Annotated in this window: 17 protein-coding genes; 4 read left to right on the forward strand and 13 right to left on the reverse strand. The window is 52.5% G+C overall.

Features of this window, described 5'->3' with window-relative positions; all coding sequences use genetic code 11:
* Positions 1-18 precede the first annotated feature (18 nt).
* Genes OSB_RS15580 through pip form a run of 4 tightly spaced genes read right to left on the reverse strand, consistent with a single transcriptional unit; the run spans position 19 to position 4,889 of the window.
* Positions 19-1,662: an ABC transporter ATP-binding protein gene (locus tag OSB_RS15580; RefSeq protein ID WP_049835851.1), complete on the reverse strand. Its 1,644-nt coding sequence runs from the start codon at positions 1,660-1,662 to the stop codon at positions 19-21.
* Positions 1,659-2,861 carry an ABC transporter permease gene (locus tag OSB_RS15585; protein ID WP_143831331.1) on the reverse strand — a complete coding sequence of 401 codons (1,203 nt, stop codon included), beginning with the start codon at positions 2,859-2,861 and terminating at the stop codon, positions 1,659-1,661. The genes OSB_RS15580 and OSB_RS15585 overlap by 4 nt, the downstream gene beginning before the upstream one ends.
* The gene (locus OSB_RS15590; protein ID WP_049835852.1) at positions 2,858-3,844 is read right to left on the reverse strand and encodes an ABC transporter permease; all 987 of its coding nucleotides are present in this window, start codon (positions 3,842-3,844) and stop codon (positions 2,858-2,860) included. The genes OSB_RS15585 and OSB_RS15590 overlap by 4 nt, the downstream gene beginning before the upstream one ends.
* 58 nt (positions 3,845-3,902) lie before the next feature.
* Entirely contained in the window at positions 3,903-4,889 is a 987-nt protein-coding gene (gene pip, locus OSB_RS15595) for a prolyl aminopeptidase (protein ID WP_049835853.1), read from the reverse strand.
* Between the two features lie 71 nt (positions 4,890-4,960).
* Between pip and ubiG the strand changes: the two genes are divergently transcribed.
* Positions 4,961-5,707, forward strand: a complete 747-nt coding sequence (gene ubiG, locus OSB_RS15600; RefSeq protein ID WP_049835854.1) for a bifunctional 2-polyprenyl-6-hydroxyphenol methylase/3-demethylubiquinol 3-O-methyltransferase UbiG — start codon at positions 4,961-4,963, stop codon at positions 5,705-5,707.
* Positions 5,708-5,714: 7 nt separating this feature from the next.
* On the opposite strand, the gene OSB_RS15605 is transcribed toward ubiG, so the two are convergent.
* From OSB_RS15605 to OSB_RS15620, 4 genes are read right to left on the reverse strand one after another with little or no spacing between them, the layout of a single operon-like run.
* Positions 5,715-6,158, reverse strand: coding sequence for a MarR family winged helix-turn-helix transcriptional regulator (locus OSB_RS15605; RefSeq protein WP_049835855.1), 444 nt, complete (start codon positions 6,156-6,158; stop codon positions 5,715-5,717).
* A 5-nt stretch (positions 6,159-6,163) separates the two neighbouring features.
* Complete coding sequence (locus OSB_RS15610; protein WP_049835856.1) at positions 6,164-6,991, reverse strand: carbon-nitrogen hydrolase family protein; 828 nt, start codon at positions 6,989-6,991, stop codon at positions 6,164-6,166.
* Entirely contained in the window at positions 6,988-7,245 is a 258-nt protein-coding gene (gene grxC, locus OSB_RS15615; protein ID WP_049835857.1) for a glutaredoxin 3, read from the reverse strand. Before grxC ends, OSB_RS15610 begins: the two co-directional genes overlap by 4 nt.
* 30 nt (positions 7,246-7,275) lie before the next feature.
* Complete coding sequence (locus OSB_RS15620) at positions 7,276-7,995, reverse strand: ComF family protein (RefSeq protein WP_049835858.1); 720 nt, start codon at positions 7,993-7,995, stop codon at positions 7,276-7,278.
* A 28-nt stretch (positions 7,996-8,023) separates the two neighbouring features.
* Between OSB_RS15620 and OSB_RS15625 the strand changes: the two genes are divergently transcribed.
* Positions 8,024-8,845 carry a methyltransferase domain-containing protein gene (locus OSB_RS15625; RefSeq protein ID WP_049835859.1) on the forward strand — a complete coding sequence of 274 codons (822 nt, stop codon included), beginning with the start codon at positions 8,024-8,026 and terminating at the stop codon, positions 8,843-8,845.
* 58 nt (positions 8,846-8,903) lie between these two features.
* Positions 8,904-9,971: a ferrochelatase gene (gene hemH, locus OSB_RS15630; RefSeq protein ID WP_049835860.1), complete on the forward strand. Its 1,068-nt coding sequence runs from the start codon at positions 8,904-8,906 to the stop codon at positions 9,969-9,971.
* 84 nt (positions 9,972-10,055) lie between these two features.
* Here hemH and OSB_RS15635 read toward each other — a convergent pair whose 3' ends face one another.
* On the reverse strand, positions 10,056-10,247 hold the full coding sequence (locus tag OSB_RS15635; protein WP_049835861.1) for a hypothetical protein: 192 nt from the start codon (positions 10,245-10,247) through the stop codon (positions 10,056-10,058).
* A gap of 389 nt (positions 10,248-10,636) precedes the next feature.
* On the opposite strand from OSB_RS15635, the gene dalA reads away from it, so the two are divergent.
* The gene (gene dalA, locus OSB_RS15640) at positions 10,637-11,194 is read left to right on the forward strand and encodes a divisome-associated lipoprotein DalA (RefSeq protein WP_049836214.1); all 558 of its coding nucleotides are present in this window, start codon (positions 10,637-10,639) and stop codon (positions 11,192-11,194) included.
* Between the two features lie 3 nt (positions 11,195-11,197).
* Here dalA and OSB_RS15645 read toward each other — a convergent pair whose 3' ends face one another.
* From OSB_RS15645 to OSB_RS15660, 4 genes are all read right to left on the reverse strand, one after another.
* Positions 11,198-11,689 (reverse strand): L,D-transpeptidase family protein, encoded by a 492-nt coding sequence (locus OSB_RS15645; RefSeq protein WP_049836215.1) that lies wholly within the window; start codon positions 11,687-11,689, stop codon positions 11,198-11,200.
* A gap of 80 nt (positions 11,690-11,769) precedes the next feature.
* On the reverse strand, positions 11,770-12,972 hold the full coding sequence (locus OSB_RS15650; RefSeq protein WP_049835862.1) for a class I SAM-dependent RNA methyltransferase: 1,203 nt from the start codon (positions 12,970-12,972) through the stop codon (positions 11,770-11,772).
* Entirely contained in the window at positions 12,973-14,823 is a 1,851-nt protein-coding gene (locus tag OSB_RS15655) for an ABC transporter ATP-binding protein (protein WP_049835863.1), read from the reverse strand.
* Positions 14,820-16,667: an ABC transporter ATP-binding protein gene (locus tag OSB_RS15660; protein WP_049835864.1), complete on the reverse strand. Its 1,848-nt coding sequence runs from the start codon at positions 16,665-16,667 to the stop codon at positions 14,820-14,822. Before OSB_RS15660 ends, OSB_RS15655 begins: the two co-directional genes overlap by 4 nt.
* Between the last annotated feature and the right edge of the window lie 5 nt (positions 16,668-16,672).

Raw genomic sequence — 16,672 nt, forward strand, 5'->3', positions numbered from 1 at the left:
TACTCTAAGCTGATTCGGTCACATTTTGTTAACCGCTGCGTCGCCAATGTTGTCGACGCCTCGTTCTTCCAGCAAATTCGTCAGCCAATCTGGATCCATTTCTGGAACCGAACTCAGCAGCAAATCTGTGTATGCGTGATGCGGCGGAGTAAACATACTTGTCTTCTCGCCTTGCTCAATCACCTTGCCTTCTTTCATTACCACAACTTCATCCGCGATCGATTTCACAGTCGCGAGATCATGTGTGATGAACATATATGAAAGGCCTAGGTTGTCCTGCAAATCTGCAAGAAGCCGCAAAATGCCTTCAGCAACCAATTGATCCAATGCAGATGTAACTTCGTCACAAATGATGAACTTCGGTTCTGCTGCCAGTGCACGCGCAATCCCGATACGTTGTTTTTGCCCGCCAGAAAGCTCAGACGGCAAACGGTTATAGTACTGCGACGGCTCTAATTCGATCTGATCAAGGAGTTCATTCACGCGCTCACGACGTTTCGCACCCTTAAGACCGCCATAGAACTGAACAGGACGTCCAATGATCTGGCCAATTGTCTTGCGCGGGTTCAGGGCCGTATCAGCCATCTGGTAAATCATTTGCGCCTGACGCAACTGATCCTTGCTCCGCTTGCGATAGTCAGAAGGCAAGACTTCACCATCAAAGGAAATTTCACCCATACGTGGCGGTAACAAGCCCGTAATGCAGCGCGCTGCAGTCGATTTACCTGATCCCGATTCACCAACAACGGCAACTGTGCGGCCTGCGTGAATGTCAAAGCTAACATCGTGCAGCACATCTGTTTTGCCATAGGCCGCGGTAATACCGCGTACCGAAACGACAGGAACAGAACCTTCTGGAACGGGAAGTTTTTTCGGTCTCGCAAATTCGCGAACAGCCCAAAGTGACTTGGTATAGTCCTCTTTTGGGGCAGACAGCATCGTGCGAGTATCGGCTTGTTCGACCTCATCACCGCGCAGCAGAACTTTGATGTTGTCGGCCATTTGCGCCACAACCGCGAGGTCGTGGGTAATGTAGATCGCAGCCGTATCGAATTCTTCAACGATCTCACGAATGGACGCGAGGACTTCGATCTGGGTGGTCACATCAAGCGCAGTCGTCGGTTCATCAAAAATGATCAGGTCAGGACGGCAGGACATGGCCATTGCCGTCATTGCGCGTTGCAACTGACCGCCGGACACTTGGTGCGGATAGCGGAATCCGATCTTCTCAGGGTTTGGAAGGCGAAGCTTACGGTAAAGCTCAATGCCGTCATCCGTGCTAGAAGCACGACTATCGACGCCGTGTTGAACCGGACCCTCTGTGTGCTGGTCCATCAACTTGTGCGCAGGGTTGAACGACGCGGCGGCGGACTGCGCGACGTAGGCAATGCGTTTGCCCAACAGGTCACGTTTGACTGCTGCGGATGCTTTGACCAGATCAATCCCGTCGAATTCGACGGAACCTTCAGAAATGCGTACACCGTCACGGGTGTAGCCCATCGCGGCAAGGCCGATCGTGGATTTCCCCGCTCCGGATTCACCGATCAGACCGAGGACTTCACCCTTCTTCAGCGTCAGATCGACGCCGTTGATGATCGGATTCCATGTCTCATCGGAGCGGCCTTCAATCTTGAGGCCCTTGATCGTTAGAAGATTGCTCATTCTTTCAGCCCCGATGTCTTGTGCAGCATCCAGTCAACAACGAAGTTCACCGCGACGGTGAGCAACGCAATCGCACCCGCTGCCAATAGAGGCGTTACAGCTGCTGTTGGAATGAAGGCCGCGAAGTTGATGAACGGGCCAAGGTCACGTACCATTGTGCCCCAATCCGCCAATGGTGGCTGGATACCGACACCGAGGAATGAAAGCGCTGCGATTGTCAGGAACACAAAGCAGAAGCGCAGACCAAATTCAGCGAGTAGTGGTGCCAAGGCGTTGGGTAGGATTTCCTTGAATACGAGATATCCTAAACCCTCGCCGCGAAGTTTAGCCGCTTCGATGTAGTCCATAACAACAATATTCAAACCAACGGCGCGTGCCAAACGGTAGACGCGTGTGCTGTCGATCACGGCGATGATGACGACCATGAAAATGGTTAACGGGACGCCGAGCTTCACGGACCACACGCTGGCGATTGTCATCAGCAGTAGCGCGAAAATCAGCGACGGGATAGCCATCAAAACGTCGACGGAACGTGAAAGAAGCTGGTCAAGCCAGCCCTGCAACGTCGCCGCCAAAAACCCAAGGCTTCCGCCGATGAAAAACGCCAAGCAAGTTGTAATGAATGCGATACCAACTGTGTTACGCGCACCGTAGATCAGGCGGCTTAGAATATCGCGACCAATTTGGTCCGTTCCCAGCGGATAAGCGGGATCACCACCAGCCGCCAAATCGCCACCAGCCAACACGTTCGCCGCGCCGAGAATTTCAGATTCGCCATAAGGTGCAATCGAACCCGCGAAGATCGCGGTGATTGCGTAAAGGATAATAACGAGAATACCGAATGATGCTGTTAGCGGCATGGAACGGAACAGTTTCTTGCTGCCTTCAGTACCAACAACGCGTCCCAGAAAACGGAACAAATACGCTGCGATCGACGCTATGATGAAGCCGTGAACGGCCCACTTAAAGAACACGACGCCCGCGTTCGGCGTTCCAGCTTCTGTCACCGCTGGTTGAAAGTAATAATAAATGGCCCAAAGAAACAAAGCCACTGCAAGAACGTAGCCGAATGCAACGCCGAAACTCATGTCTCGGAACATAGGTGCATTCTTAGTGATCTTCTGCCCCACTAAACGGAACACATATCCACCGACCAAAAGCACAGCGAGAAGGGCCGCCACCCACATCAAACCGCTCATTTTGGATGCCTCAGACGTGGGTTGGAGATAATAGAAAGAATATCCGCAGTCAGGTTCAGGAGGATATAGGCCGCCGCGAAGATAAGGCAGCAGGCTTGAACCACAGGGATGTCGCGAATTTTCACGGAATCGACGAACAGCTGGCCGATGCCCGGATAAACGAACACCACCTCAACCACGACGACGCCAGTGATTAGGTAAGCAAGGTTCAGCGCGATCACGTTGATGATTGGCGCAAGCGCGTTTGGCAACGCATGTTTCACGATCACCCGCATCGGGCTGAGGCCCTTAAGCCGCGCCATTTCGATATAGGGCGACGCCAAAAGGCTGATAATCGCAGCGCGCGTCATCCGCATCATGTGCGCGGTAACAACCAAGGTCAGCGTCAGGGCCGGAAGCATAGATTTTTCAAGCCGTTCCGAGAACGCCATGCCTTCAAATATATTGCTGAGGCTCGGGAAAATCGGGTTCAGAACCGCAAGGAACAGGATCAGCACATAGGCCATGAAGAATTCAGGGCTCGAGATTGAGCTAAGCGTGAACAAGTTCGCCGCTTTGTCAAATGCGGTGTTGCGATACAGTGCTGCAAGAATACCAAGCGTCACAGCCAATGGCACCGCAATGCAGGCCGTCACTGTCGCAAGAAACATGGTGTTGGAAAGACGTGGTGCGATCTGTTCCGCGACTGTTGTCGTTCCAGCGCCGCCAAAGTTCGCGAAATTCAATTGCGCAAAACTCGTCCCGAGATCGAAGGTCAACATGCCCTTCAGCCAATCGACATACCGAAAGACGAGGGGTTGGTCCAAACCCAAATCCCGGCGGATAGTTGCAATCGATTCCGGTGTGGCGCCCTGCCCCAAAATGGCTTCGGCGAAATCCCCTGGTAGCGAGTTGACCGCCACGAAGATGACTATGGAAACAACAAAGAGGGTTAAGATCCCTAGTCCAAGTCGTTGAAGAACAATCTTCAATATTGATCGCAAGCCTATAGTCCCCCTTGGTTAAGGGTAGCGTAACGAGAATGTAAAATCATACAAGTCGTTATTTTTCGGCTACTTTTGAGGCACCAAGTACATCCATTGCGCGAACAAGTTCCGCAGTTATTCCCGGCTCGGACAGGGCGTGCCCCGCTTTCGCGACCATAACCAAACGGCACTTTGGCCAATTCGATGCGAGCGTATGTGCAGACAGAGGCGGACAAATCATGTCAAAGCGGCCTTGCACAATGATTGCCGGAATATGGGCGATCTTCGCGACATTGGTCAGAATTTGTTGCTCGGCATTCAGGAAGCATTTGTTGGTGAAATAGTGGTTTTCTAAGCGTGCGAAAGCACGTGCGTATTCTGCTGGGCTGGTTCCACCGACACCTTGGCTGTCAATTGACGCCAGCGCGTTCTCCCATCCTGCCCACGCGCGTGCGTATTTGGTTTCGATCATCGCATCGCCAGAAAACAAGCGGTTGTGGTACGCTGCAATCATGTCATGCCGTTCCATTTCAGGGATCAGGTCTTCGAAACTTTTCCAAACCTCAGGCCAAAACGCGCCCGCGCCACCTTGGTAAAACCAGTCAAGCTCTCGTTGGGTACTTAGAAACACGCCGCGCAATACAAGATGCAAAACAGAAGTCGGGTGCGCCTGAGCATAAATCAACGAAAGGGTTGCGCCCCAGCTACCGCCAAAGACAATCCAATCGGAAACTCCCAGTTTCTCTCTGATAAGTTCAATGTCAGAAACGAGGTGCCAGGTGGTGTTGTTCTCAACACTTGCGTGCGGCCTTGAACGGCCACAACCGCGCTGATCAAACAGGATAATCCGATAGATTTCAGGATCAAAAAAGCGCCGCATCATCGGACTGCATCCACCACCAGGACCGCCATGCAAAACAACAACGGGCAGCCCATCGGGATTACCGCATTGCTCGACATAGATCTTATGTCCGTCGCCCGCATCCAGCATCTGCTGTTCAAATGGGTCGATTGGAGGATAGAGATACGCAACCGCGCTTTTTTGTCCTGAGGCCTTGTCCATATCCAATCTATATAGTGGGTAACAGACGATGCCCAGATGGTGCATGAGCGCCCAAAAGTTTCGGAGTCCGCATGAAAACCGCACAAACAACCGTTGATCCGGCAGAAATTGCCAAGTTTGAAGCCATGGCCGCTGAATGGTGGGACCTAGAAGGTAAGTTCAAGCCACTCCACATGCTCAACCCGACGCGACTAGATTATATTACACAGCAAATCGCGTCAGAATTTGATCGTGACTTGAAGGCGGACAAGCCTTTTGGGGGGCTGCGCATTCTTGACATTGGTTGTGGCGGTGGTTTGCTTTGCGAACCGATGGCGCGGCTTGGTGCAGATATTGTCGGTGCCGATGCTGCCGAGGGAAATATTCCTGTAGCGCAAGTTCACGCAGAACAATCTGGTCTAAACGTCGATTATCGCTTCACAACCGCAGAAGACATGGCCGCCGCAGGCGAGCAATTTGACGTCGTTCTAAATATGGAAGTCGTCGAACACGTCGTTGACCCACTTTCATTTCTCACTGCGTGCCAACAGCTTTTGAAACCCGGCGGGCTTCAGATCTGTTCGACTATCAACCGAAACCCAAAGAGTTTCGCTATGGCGATTGTTGGTGCCGAATTCATTATGCGCTGGTTGCCAAAAGGCACGCATGAATGGAACAAGTTCATCACACCAGACGAACTATTTGAGCTGCTAAAAAACGCAGGACTGAACCCAGTCGATCGAAAGGGCTTCAAGTTTGATTTTCTAGGGTGGAGCTGGTCAATCTCCGAAAGCGATCTGTCCGTGAACTATGTTACTGCGTCCCTGAAAACAGCTTAACTAACGTTTACTCTTCGTCGCTCAACCGTAGGCGTAATTCGCGCAACGCAGGTAAAATCGAACGCACCTGATCCGCCCCAACCTGATCAACAGCATGCGCGATGATTGGCGCAATGGCCGCCATCGCAGTATCCCGTGCGGCAAGGCCAGATCTACTTACTGTAACAAGCTTGCGGCGCGCATCGTCCCAATCGGGGCGAATATGGATATATCCCGCAGCTTCAAGTTTGCGCAGCGTGTTTGTCATTGCGCCGCGGGTCAAATGAAAGGTCTTCGCAATTTGGGCCGGTGTCTTTTCGCTTTGCGTGCGTGCCAAATGGTTCAGAACTGAAAAGTGGGACAGTACCATGCCCTTAGGCAGCGCTTTCGCGACACTGTTGCGCGCAAGCTGATCGACAGTGAGGATCTCACTGAATAGCGCAACGGCGAGGCTATCTGTTTCTTGGTTCATCGACCTTAGGGACCACTAATTACTCTATCATGCGTCAGCGCAGGAATTCGTTTGCGCGCTTTAGACACTTCATTGAAGTCAAAATCAACGAGCGTGATGCCACTGGCTGACCCTGCGTCGGCCAAAACCTCTCCCCAAGGCGACACCACTAGAGAATGCCCATATGTTTGGCGGGACTTGCCTGACTGCGTTGAATGAGTTCCCGTTTGGGCTGCCGCGATCACGAAACACCCCGTCTCAATTGCTCGGGCGCGCAATAGGGTTTCCCAATGGGCGGCACCTGTAACGGCCGAAAAAGCTGAAGGAGCCAGTATTATGTCTGCCCCTGCTTTGGCTAAGGTACGGTGCAAATGCGGGAAACGCAGATCATAGCAGATTGTAAGACCGATCTTCGCATCGCCCATATCTGCCAAAACTGCCCGACTTCCTGGGGCATAGCCGGAAGATTCTGCGTAGGTTTCAGTTTCGCTTACCTGAACGTCGAACATATGGATCTTGTCGTAGGTCGCGGCAATTTCACCAGAAGGATTGATTAGGAACGACCGATTAACAAATCGCCCGTCTGCGCCACCCTGCAGCGCAAGGGATCCGATCGAAAGCCAAACACCATGTTCACGTGCCGACTCCCTTAACCCTTTTAGCGTCGGGTCCTCGTCTTGATGGTTCAAAACTTTGGATTGGTGGGCTCGATTCATACTGACGCAATTCGTCACTTCAGGCGTACAAACCAACGTCGCCCCTTGCGCCGCTGCATCCGCAATCATTCGTTCCACCAGCTCCAAGTTTTCAGCTGGATTGTCGGACGACGTAATCTGAAGGACGGCGGCCTTCACCCGTTCAAAAGTGGGTCAAGCTTGCCTGCTCTATCAAGCGCTGCCATTTCATCGCTACCGCCGATATGCCGACCATCGACGAAAATCTGCGGGACCGTGCGGCCACCGTTCGCGCGTTGCATCATTTCGGCACGGCGAGACGGGTCGCTCATGACATCAATTTCGGTGTAGCTCACGCCTTTGGAGGACAGCAATCCTTTCGCGCGATGGCAAAAGCCACAAATTGGGGTGGTATAGATTTCAACGGTTGCCATTGGGGTATCCTTAAATTGAGTTACCCCTATTTAGGCATCCTTCACGACGCGGGCCAGTGAAAGCACGCAAACGTCATCTGCGCCGGCTGAGAAACAAGCCTCCGTAGCCGCCGCGAACGTTGCTCCGGACGTCATTACATCATCAACGAGAAGAATTTTACGCCCCTTTAGCTTTAATACCCGCTTCTGATTCGCAGCAATTGCATCACTTAACGATTCAAACCGCTGGGCGCGGTTATGTCCATCTAAGGGGGCCGTTCGTTTGGTGCGAACAAGCCCATCGGAACAGCAATCGACGCCCGCAAGTTGCGCGAGCTGTCCGGCAAGAAGAGCCGCTTGATTGAACTTTCGCCTAAGTAACCGGAAGCGATGTAACGGTATCGGCACCACCAGCGTTTCCGGCGACATCAACGGTTCGGCTGATTTCAACAACCATGGACCGACTGCGCAGACAAGATCCGTTCTGTCACCATGTTTCAAGGATAGAACGATCCTCCGTGCTTGGTCTTTGTAGACCAGCGCTGCGCATCCCTTCGACCAAGGTCGCGCGATAACCATGCAATCATCGCAAAGTAGCCTATCATCAGGAGCATCATCCCCGGGCAAAGGGGTTCCACAACCATCGCAACATAGCCCTTCAATAAAAGGGGTCTTGGCCCAACACGCCCCGCACAAACCAAAATCGGACTCCGTTCTCGCTTCACACATGGCGCACTGAGGTGGGTAAAGAACTTGGATCAACCTTTGCATCGTCTTCAGTTTCTCCTAAATGGCAGGGATGGATATGCCCCCTCGCCTTACCGACCGAACCGCACTGGCCCGCAATCGTGCGCGTGCCGATGTTCTTTTTCTACAAGCCGCTTCTGCGGATGATGTGCATGAAAGACTGATCGAGGTTAACAGAACCTTTACAGCGCCTGCTGTTGTCACAGGATTTCCGGAGGCTTGGGCAGAATGGATGCCAAGCGCGAAGATCGTCGAAGATCGGGAAACACTTGATCTAGAAGAGGGCGCGCATGACCTTATCATTCACGCACTATCCCTACATTGGGCTGACGACCCGATAGGGCAGTTGGTCCAATGCCGTCATGCGCTGAAGTCCGATGGACTTCTCATCGCGACGCTTTTTGCCGGCCAAACTTTGCATGAGTTGCGCAGCGTTTTAGCTGAGGCTGAGGTTGCGCAAACCGGCGGTTTATCCCCGCGTATTTTACCAATGGGTGAGGTCCGCGATTTGGGTGGGCTTTTACAACGTGCAGGACTCGCGTTGCCGGTTGCAGATATGATGCCGCTGACGGTGACTTACGACACACCGATCCATTTGATGCGTGACTTACGTGCAATGGGGGAAGGCAATGCGATGGATCAACGTCAACGCACACCTACTGGCCGCAAGATATTCGCACAAGCAATGTCGCGCTATGTCGACACGTTCGTGATGGATGATGGCCGCATTCCAGCAACATTTGAGATCGCGACGCTCACCGGATGGGCGCCCTCTGAAAGCCAGCAAAAACCGCTACGGCCCGGTTCAGCAATGACGCGGCTTTCAGACGCACTTGGCACCGATGAGTTGCCCTTAGATCGTTCAGATGATTGACCGTTGCCTAAGAAAAGATAACTAAGTTCGATAAATGAGTTTGAAAACGAGGATGCCAATGTCTGACGCAAGCCCGAATGATACCGCGAAATGCCCTGTTCATGCTCCGGTTGACCATCCCAAAATGAAGCCGGCCAAGGTCGGTGTGCTTTTGGCAAACCTCGGGACACCAGACAGTACAGACTATTGGCCAATGCGTCGGTACCTCAGCGAGTTCCTAAGCGACAAACGCGTGGTCGATTATCCGTCTTGGAAATGGCAGCCAATACTTCAGCTTATCATCCTATCAAAGCGCCCGTTCTCTAGCGGCGCCGCTTACAAAAGCATCTGGAACGAAAAAGCAAATGAATCCCCGCTTTTGACGATCACCAAGCAACAAACCGAAGCAATGAAAGCCAATCTTGCGAAGGTGTATGGTGACGACGTTGTGGTGGATTTCTGTATGCGCTACGGAAATCCGTCAACGGAATCCAAAGTTAAGGAGATGATTGCGGCAGGCTGCCAAAAAATCCTCTTTTTCCCGCTCTATCCACACTACGCTGGCGCAACATCCGCAACTGCCAATGACCAATTCTTTCGCGCATTGATGAAAGAAAAGTGGCAGCCGATTGCCCGTACCGTTGAACCTTATTTCGAAGACGCCGCCTATATCGATGCCCTCGCGCAATCCATCGAGGCTGCCTATGCGAGAGCCGATAAGAAGCCCGAAATCCTCGTGTGTTCGTACCACGGAGTTCCGCAGCGCTATTTGATGGAAGGTGATCCGTACCATTGCCAATGCCAGAAAACGACGCGCTTGCTGAAAGAACGGCTTGGGTGGGGTGACACTCAGATCATTACAACGTTCCAAAGTAAATTTGGACCTGAAGAATGGTTGCAGCCTTACACAGTCGAAGAGGTCGCGCGGCTTGCTGAAAAAGGGAAAACCAACATCGCAGTTTGCGCGCCCGCGTTTTCAGCAGACTGCATTGAGACGTTGGAAGAGATTAACGAAGAAATCAAAGAGAGCTTTGAGCACGCTGGAGGTGAACACTTCACCTATATTCCGTGCCTCAATGACGATGCGGCACATATCGATGCGCTGTCAGGAATCGTGCAGCGAAACCTGCAGGGCTGGCTCGAGTAAACTGGGCGATCCAGAAATCAGATCCCACAAATGAAAAGGCCGCCCCGAAAGGAGCGGCCTTAAACATAGAAAGTACTGAAAGGCTTAGTCAGCCAAAGCAGCAGCAATCAGAGCAACCAAGATCAGTGGAATGATCAGGCCAGCAGAAGAAGAAGATCCAGCTGTTTCTTCCATAACGACAACTGGTGCCATTTCCATTACTGGAGCGGCCATGTTGCCCGCGAAAGATGTGGATGCTGCTGTTGCAAGTACGGCTGCGAGTGCGAATTTTTTCATTTTATTTCTCCAAGTTATTGCCCACGGCAAATTTGTTGAGGTTTAAGCCATGGGCACCCAAGACTTCCCTCTTCACTTGCCAAATCACGAAACAACCCTGAATGCAAAGCCAATTTTGGTTTTCGCGCCTTGCGTCAAGCAAAGTGTCGTCAAATCGGCAACACTTGAGCTCTGACACGCATTATTCCAGAAAGCGCCACAAAATCTGGTCATTATTCAATTCTTAGCGACATAGACAAGGTTGGATTAGGTATATCAGTTGCGAATTTATGGCGAATTTGCCGCGTTCTTATACCAAAGTTGCCTAGTTTACGCTGTATCACGCCGATGTGGGTTTGAAACGTAAGGCCCGAACGGGTATGGCAAATGAAATCGATAAAGGTACTTATATGCTCCGCCGTTCATTCATTCTTGGTTCTATGGCTTTTGGTTTGGCTTCTTGTGGTGGCACGCAGGCCGCAATTGGACCAGATGGCCTTCCAGTTGCGCAGATCTATAGAATAAGCGCACAAGACACTGATAATATTCAATTTCGTGTATTGGACGGGCTGAATGCGTTGCGCCAATCTGCTGGCGTGCAAACAGTCCGATTAAACGCCCAGTTAAACGCGGCGGCTGCAACCCATTCACGCGACATGTCTGTTCAGAACCGTCCTTGGCACTTTGGCTCAGACGGATCTTCACCAATTGATCGCCTGCGTCGCGTTGGCTACGGCGGTGCTTTAACCGGTGAAACGATTTCCGAAACCTATGAAACTGAGCTCGAAACGCTTGGTGCTTGGATGCGCGAACCTAGCACCCGTGCGGTTCTGCTTGATTCCGAGGCGACGGAAATGGGCATCTCTTGGTTTCAAGAAAGTAACGGTAAGATCTGGTGGACATTGGTCTTGGCCAACAGCAACCAAAGCCCAATTATCGCTCAACAGAACGCTGTTCCGCTTCAATAACGCTTAACTATTCAGAAAAATCGGCGTCCCGACGTTTACCATTGCGTAGATGTCTTCCATCTCGCGATCCCGAACAGCGATGCAGCCTGCCGTCCAATCCGCAGTGCTGCGTTTTTCACGCGGAGTGCCGTGGATAAAGATGTCACCCCCTGGCCGGCGCCCAAGTTCACGGGCGCGCGCGCGATCAGCGGCGTTCGGATATGATATACCGATGGAAAGATAGAAACTGCTGTTTGGGTTCTTACGGTCGATAAAATATGCGCCTTCCGGAGTTTTCCCATCACCTTCGGTCTGTTTGTGGCCTTCTGGCGTAAAACCCAACTCAAAATCGTAAGCCTCAAGAACGTCGTTTCCGTTCATCAAGAACATCTGACGTCTCGATTTTTGGACAACAACGCTGGTCACTGGGGGGCCGGTATAAACGCGAAACTTATTTGAACATGCTGTCAGCGCAAAAAGCGCTGCCGCACTGGTAAACATCCTGCGATTCATCATCATACTGCCCTACTCATTCTTTTTTGGGGATGATTAGCGCATTTCCGCCAAAATACCTAGAATTTATAAGAGGCCACTAATCACTTGCGTGTGAAACTACCGACGAGTTCCACATGGGGTGACCATCGGAACTGATCAACGATATCGAGCCACTGCAATGTGAATCCGGCGGCGATCAACGCAGCTGCGTCCCTTGCAAATGTAATCGGATTACAAGAAACCATTGTTACCGCGCCTAAATCTGAAGCGCAGAGCGTTGCTACTTGTGCGTCAGCGCCTGCGCGGGGGGGGTCAAGCACGGCCAAATCAAAGCGATTTAGTTCGTCTGGCTCAAGCGGTCGACGGTATAGATCACGGGTCTCGGTGGTAATTGTCTTCAGGCCTTTGGCATGACGCCATCCGCGATCCAGCGTTTCAAGCATCTCATCGCTGTTCTCAACAGCATGTACTTCGCAGTGTTCCGCCAAAGATATTGAAAACGTCCCCGCTCCAGAAAACAGGTCAATAATACGTTTCGAACCTGTCACAGTGTCCATAACGGCAGAAACCAACGCGTGCTCCCCTTCGCGGGTTGATTGAAGAAACGCACCCGCAGGCGGTGCGACATTGGCCTTTCCAAACACTTGATCAGGCGATTTGCGTGTCACAACGACATCATCGTTCCATGCCAACCGCGCGAGGTTATGCGCCTCGGCCAGCCCGGCGAGTTCAACGCGCAATTGACCCGTCAGCTCGCGTTCAGTTTCAACGAATACATCCAAGCCACCGAGCGTGTCCGTGACAGTCAAGTTGATCTCGGACTTCCGTGAGGCTGCGATAACCGTAAGCGCCTCAAGTGCCGGAAACCCTGCAAGGATCGACGGAAGCAATAGCTGGCAATCAGGAACCTCAATCAGCGCATCGGATCCTTTTGCATGAAACCCAACCATCGCGCCCTTCTTGGTTCTCTTCCCAGATAGGCGTGCACGGCGACGGCTTTGCGCAGGTGATGTGTGAAGGTTACGAAACGGAAACGGCAGGTCGCGTGCGGTCATTGCCCGTTCAACAATCGTCTTCTTCCAATCAGAAACAAAGTCATCCGACGCGTGTTGCATGGCGCAGCCACCGCAGCTTTTGAAATGGCGGCAAGGTGGTTTAACGCGATCTGCGACAGGCGTAATTATCCGCGCAGTGCCATCGGGCTGTGGCTCTACTTCTTCGCCAGGCAATACCCGTTCCAAAAGCGTACCATCCGCCAATTGCCCAAGCCCTGCTTGCGTCAACCGTTCTACTATTTGTGTCATCTATTCCGCCGCATCTGTTTTGTCGTCGAACCCGCCAGACTGACGGTTCCAATATTTTGCATAGGTCCCTGCCCGTTCCAGCAAGTCCTCATGTGTTCCTTCTTCCACAATGCGCCCTTCTTCCAGCACAATTATGCGATCCATGTCAGAAATCGTCGAAAGGCGGTGGGCAATTGCAACAACTGTCTTGCCTTCCATCACGCGACCTAACGCAATTTGGATTGAGGATTCCACTTCAGAATCGAGCGCTGAGGTTGCCTCGTCCAAGACCAAAATCGGAGCGTCTTTCAGCATCGCACGCGCCAAGGCAATGCGTTGGCGTTGCCCACCTGACAGCTTAACACCGCGTTCGCCGAGATGAGCATCGTATCCAGTACGGCCGGCGTTATCTCGCAGGTCCGCAATGAAATCGTGCGCTTCGGCCTTTCGCGCAGCCGCGATCAATTCGTCCTCTGTCGCGTTTGGGCGGCCATAAGTAATGTTGTCGCGCGCTGATCGATTGAACATCGCCGTTTCCTGCGTGACCATTCCGATGTTTTTCCGAAGGCTATCCTGTGTGACGTCACGAACGACCTGCCCGTCGATCAAAACGTCGCCTTCTTCAGGATCATAAAGACGCAGCAAAAGCGCGACGAGCGTCGACTTACCAGCACCGGACGCCCCGACAATACCGAGCTTCTCACCCGCCTTAATCGTCAGATTGATGCCACCAATGCCACCCGTTTCACCTCCGTATTGAAATGACACGTCGCGAAATTCTACTTCCGCTTGGGAAACGGACAAGGGAACCGCGCTTGCCTCGTCCGTCAACTGATGCGGCGGGGTCAATGTCTTCATCCCGTTTTCGACTTCACCGAGGTGGCTAAAGATTCCCATAAGGACGAAGCTTACCCAACCAGTCATCTGGCTCAGCCGAATGGACACAGCCCCAATCGCCGCGAGGTCACCAGGACTAACGCCGCTTTCACGCCAGAACAGCCCAAAACCAACCATCGCGAGTGGTAGGATTCCGGCAAGCGTAATGAGGCCAAAACGAAATAGTGTCGCCAGCTCGCCGAAGTCGAGTGCGCGACTTCGTAGGTCCTGCATTGCGTGTTGCGCAGCATCAGACTCATGCCCCGTTCCAGCAAACAGTTTAACGGTTTTGATATTTGTAATCGTGTCGACCACTTGCCCCGTCAACGTTGCGGCAGCCTCAGCGCGGGCTTTAGATCGTAAGCGGATGCGCGGCAAAAAGAAGCGCAGGAATAAGACGTAGCTTAATAGCCATAAAAGCATGACGGCCAAAAGGCGCACGTCGATTGTTGAAATCAAAATCGCAGTTCCGAACACGGTCGCCAGCGCGAACAAGATCGCGTTCACCGTTTCAATCACGGTTTCGGTAATCGAGCGCCCGACCTGCATTTGCTTTTGCGCAATTCGCCCCGCGAAATCATTGTCAAAGAACGTCACCGCTTGCCCAAGCGTCCATCGGTGCAATCGACCAACAACCAATGTGAACAAGTTCGGCCCCATGACAACCGATTGAAATGACGCCGATAGCCCAAACAGCGCTGGGCGCATGATTATCAATAGGAGAACAGCAAAGATGAGGACCCCAACATTATCAGCTAATGGGTGCCCCGAAACGGCTATGTCAACGACTTGCCCAAGCAGAAACATTGCCAAAACTTCTGACGCCCCTGCGAGCGCCGATACCAGCGCGGCCAATCCAATTATGCGCCAAGCACCTGAAAGCGCCCAAGCGTAAAACCGCGCGAGCGTCGCAGGCGGTGGGCCGTCGGCCTCCATCCGGCTATCAATCAAACCGCCCAGCGTTTGTACTGCACTTTGGTATCTAGTTTTGATCATAAAGCGCCCTTAAATTCGGTCCCGATAAAGCCACCAGATTGACGTTCCCAGAAACCAGCGTACTGGCCCCCTAGAGCGAGAAGTTCTTGGTGGGTTCCGTCTTCTATGATTTTGCCCGCGTCCATCACAACAATCCGATCCATCTTCGCAATTGTCGAAAGACGGTGCGCGATTGCGATAACGGTCTTTCCATCCATCAAATCGGCCAATGTCGCCTGAATCGTCGCCTCAACCTCAGAGTCCAAAGCGGATGTCGCTTCGTCCAACAACAGGATTGGAGCGTCTTTCAGGATTACGCGTGCCAACGTAACGCGCTGACGCTGCCCGCCTGACAACTTAACACCGCGCTCACCGACCTGTGCATCGTACCCTTTGCGGCCTTCGCCATCTTCTAGGTCGAGGATGAAGTCATGAGCTTCCGCTTTCTTAGCGGCCGCAATCATTTCGTCTTCCGACGCGGTTGGATCCCCGTACAAAATGTTGTCGCGTACAGAACGATGCAACAGCGCGCTGTCTTGTTGCACCATACCGATCGCATGGCGCAGCGAGTCTTGGCTAACCATTGAAACATCTTGCCCATCGATTAGGACCCGACCCGCTTCCGCGTCATAAAACCGCAAAAGTAGTTTCACGAGCGTTGATTTTCCCGCACCAGACCGACCGATTAGCCCGACCTTTTCCCCCGCCTTAATATTCAACGAAAGCACATCGATGCCACCCGAAGACCGTCCATAATGGTGGCTCAAGCTCTCAATCTGTAAGCTGCCGCCGGAGATCTCAAGTTCAATTGCGGCATCGGAGTCCGTCAAAGTGATTGGTTGCGCGATCGTCTCCATGCCCTCGGAAATCACTCCAAGGTTTTGGAACAGATTTGTTACCGCCCACATGATCCAGCCTGTCATAGAATTCAGTCGCAATGTCAGCGCCGCTGCCGCAGCAACAATGCCTGCCGTCGCAAATCCGCCGGACCACAACCACAGCGCCCATCCAACGACTGTAACGATCAAGAGGCCATTCAACAGCACCAAGGTCACGTCCATGATCGTATAAAGCCGCATCTCTTTTTGAAATGCCGCACGGGTCGCCTCAATCGCGTCATAGGCGTAGTCAATTTCGTGATCGTGGTGCGCGAATATTTTAACGGAATGGATGTTTGTATAACTGTCGACCACGCGACCTGTAACTTCTGAACGCGCATCTGAAGACGCCTTGGACGCGGGACCCACCCGCAGGATTGTCCAGCGCATCAGCGCACCATACAGAACAAACCAAACCAGCAAGGGCAGCAAAAGTCGAGGATCAGCACCCAGCAAAAGCACGCCCGCTCCGATGATATAGGCCAAAGAAAACGTCACGGCATCAAACACCTGAAATGCTGCTTCGGACGCGGCTGGAGGGGTCTGCATAATGCGGTTCGCAATGCGGCCTGCAAAATCATTTTCGAACCAACCAACCGACTGGCGTAAAACGTGCCGATGGGAACGCCAGCGAACAATTGCCGCGAAGTTGGGTATGATTGATTGATTCAGCAGCGCGACATCGATCACCTGCATCAATGGGCGCAGCGTTAACAAGAACACGCCCATCGCAATGAATTCCCAACCATAGTCAGCCCAGAATGTAACTTCGTTTCCCGGTGCGATCAGATCGACCAAACGGCCCATATAGGAAATCAATCCGATCTCGATAACAGCTACGATCACTGACATAAATCCTGCCGCCCAGAAAACCCGTTTGAACGGGCGCGCATAGGTCATCAGGAACGGCCAGAGGCGCGTTGGAGGAGTGTCGTCCTCAACGTAGTCTTGATATGGATCGACAAGGTTTTCGAAGAAACGGAACACGCGCA

Origin of the sequence: Octadecabacter temperatus, from assembly GCF_001187845.1 — a bacterium.
GTDB lineage: Bacteria > Pseudomonadota > Alphaproteobacteria > Rhodobacterales > Rhodobacteraceae > Octadecabacter > Octadecabacter temperatus.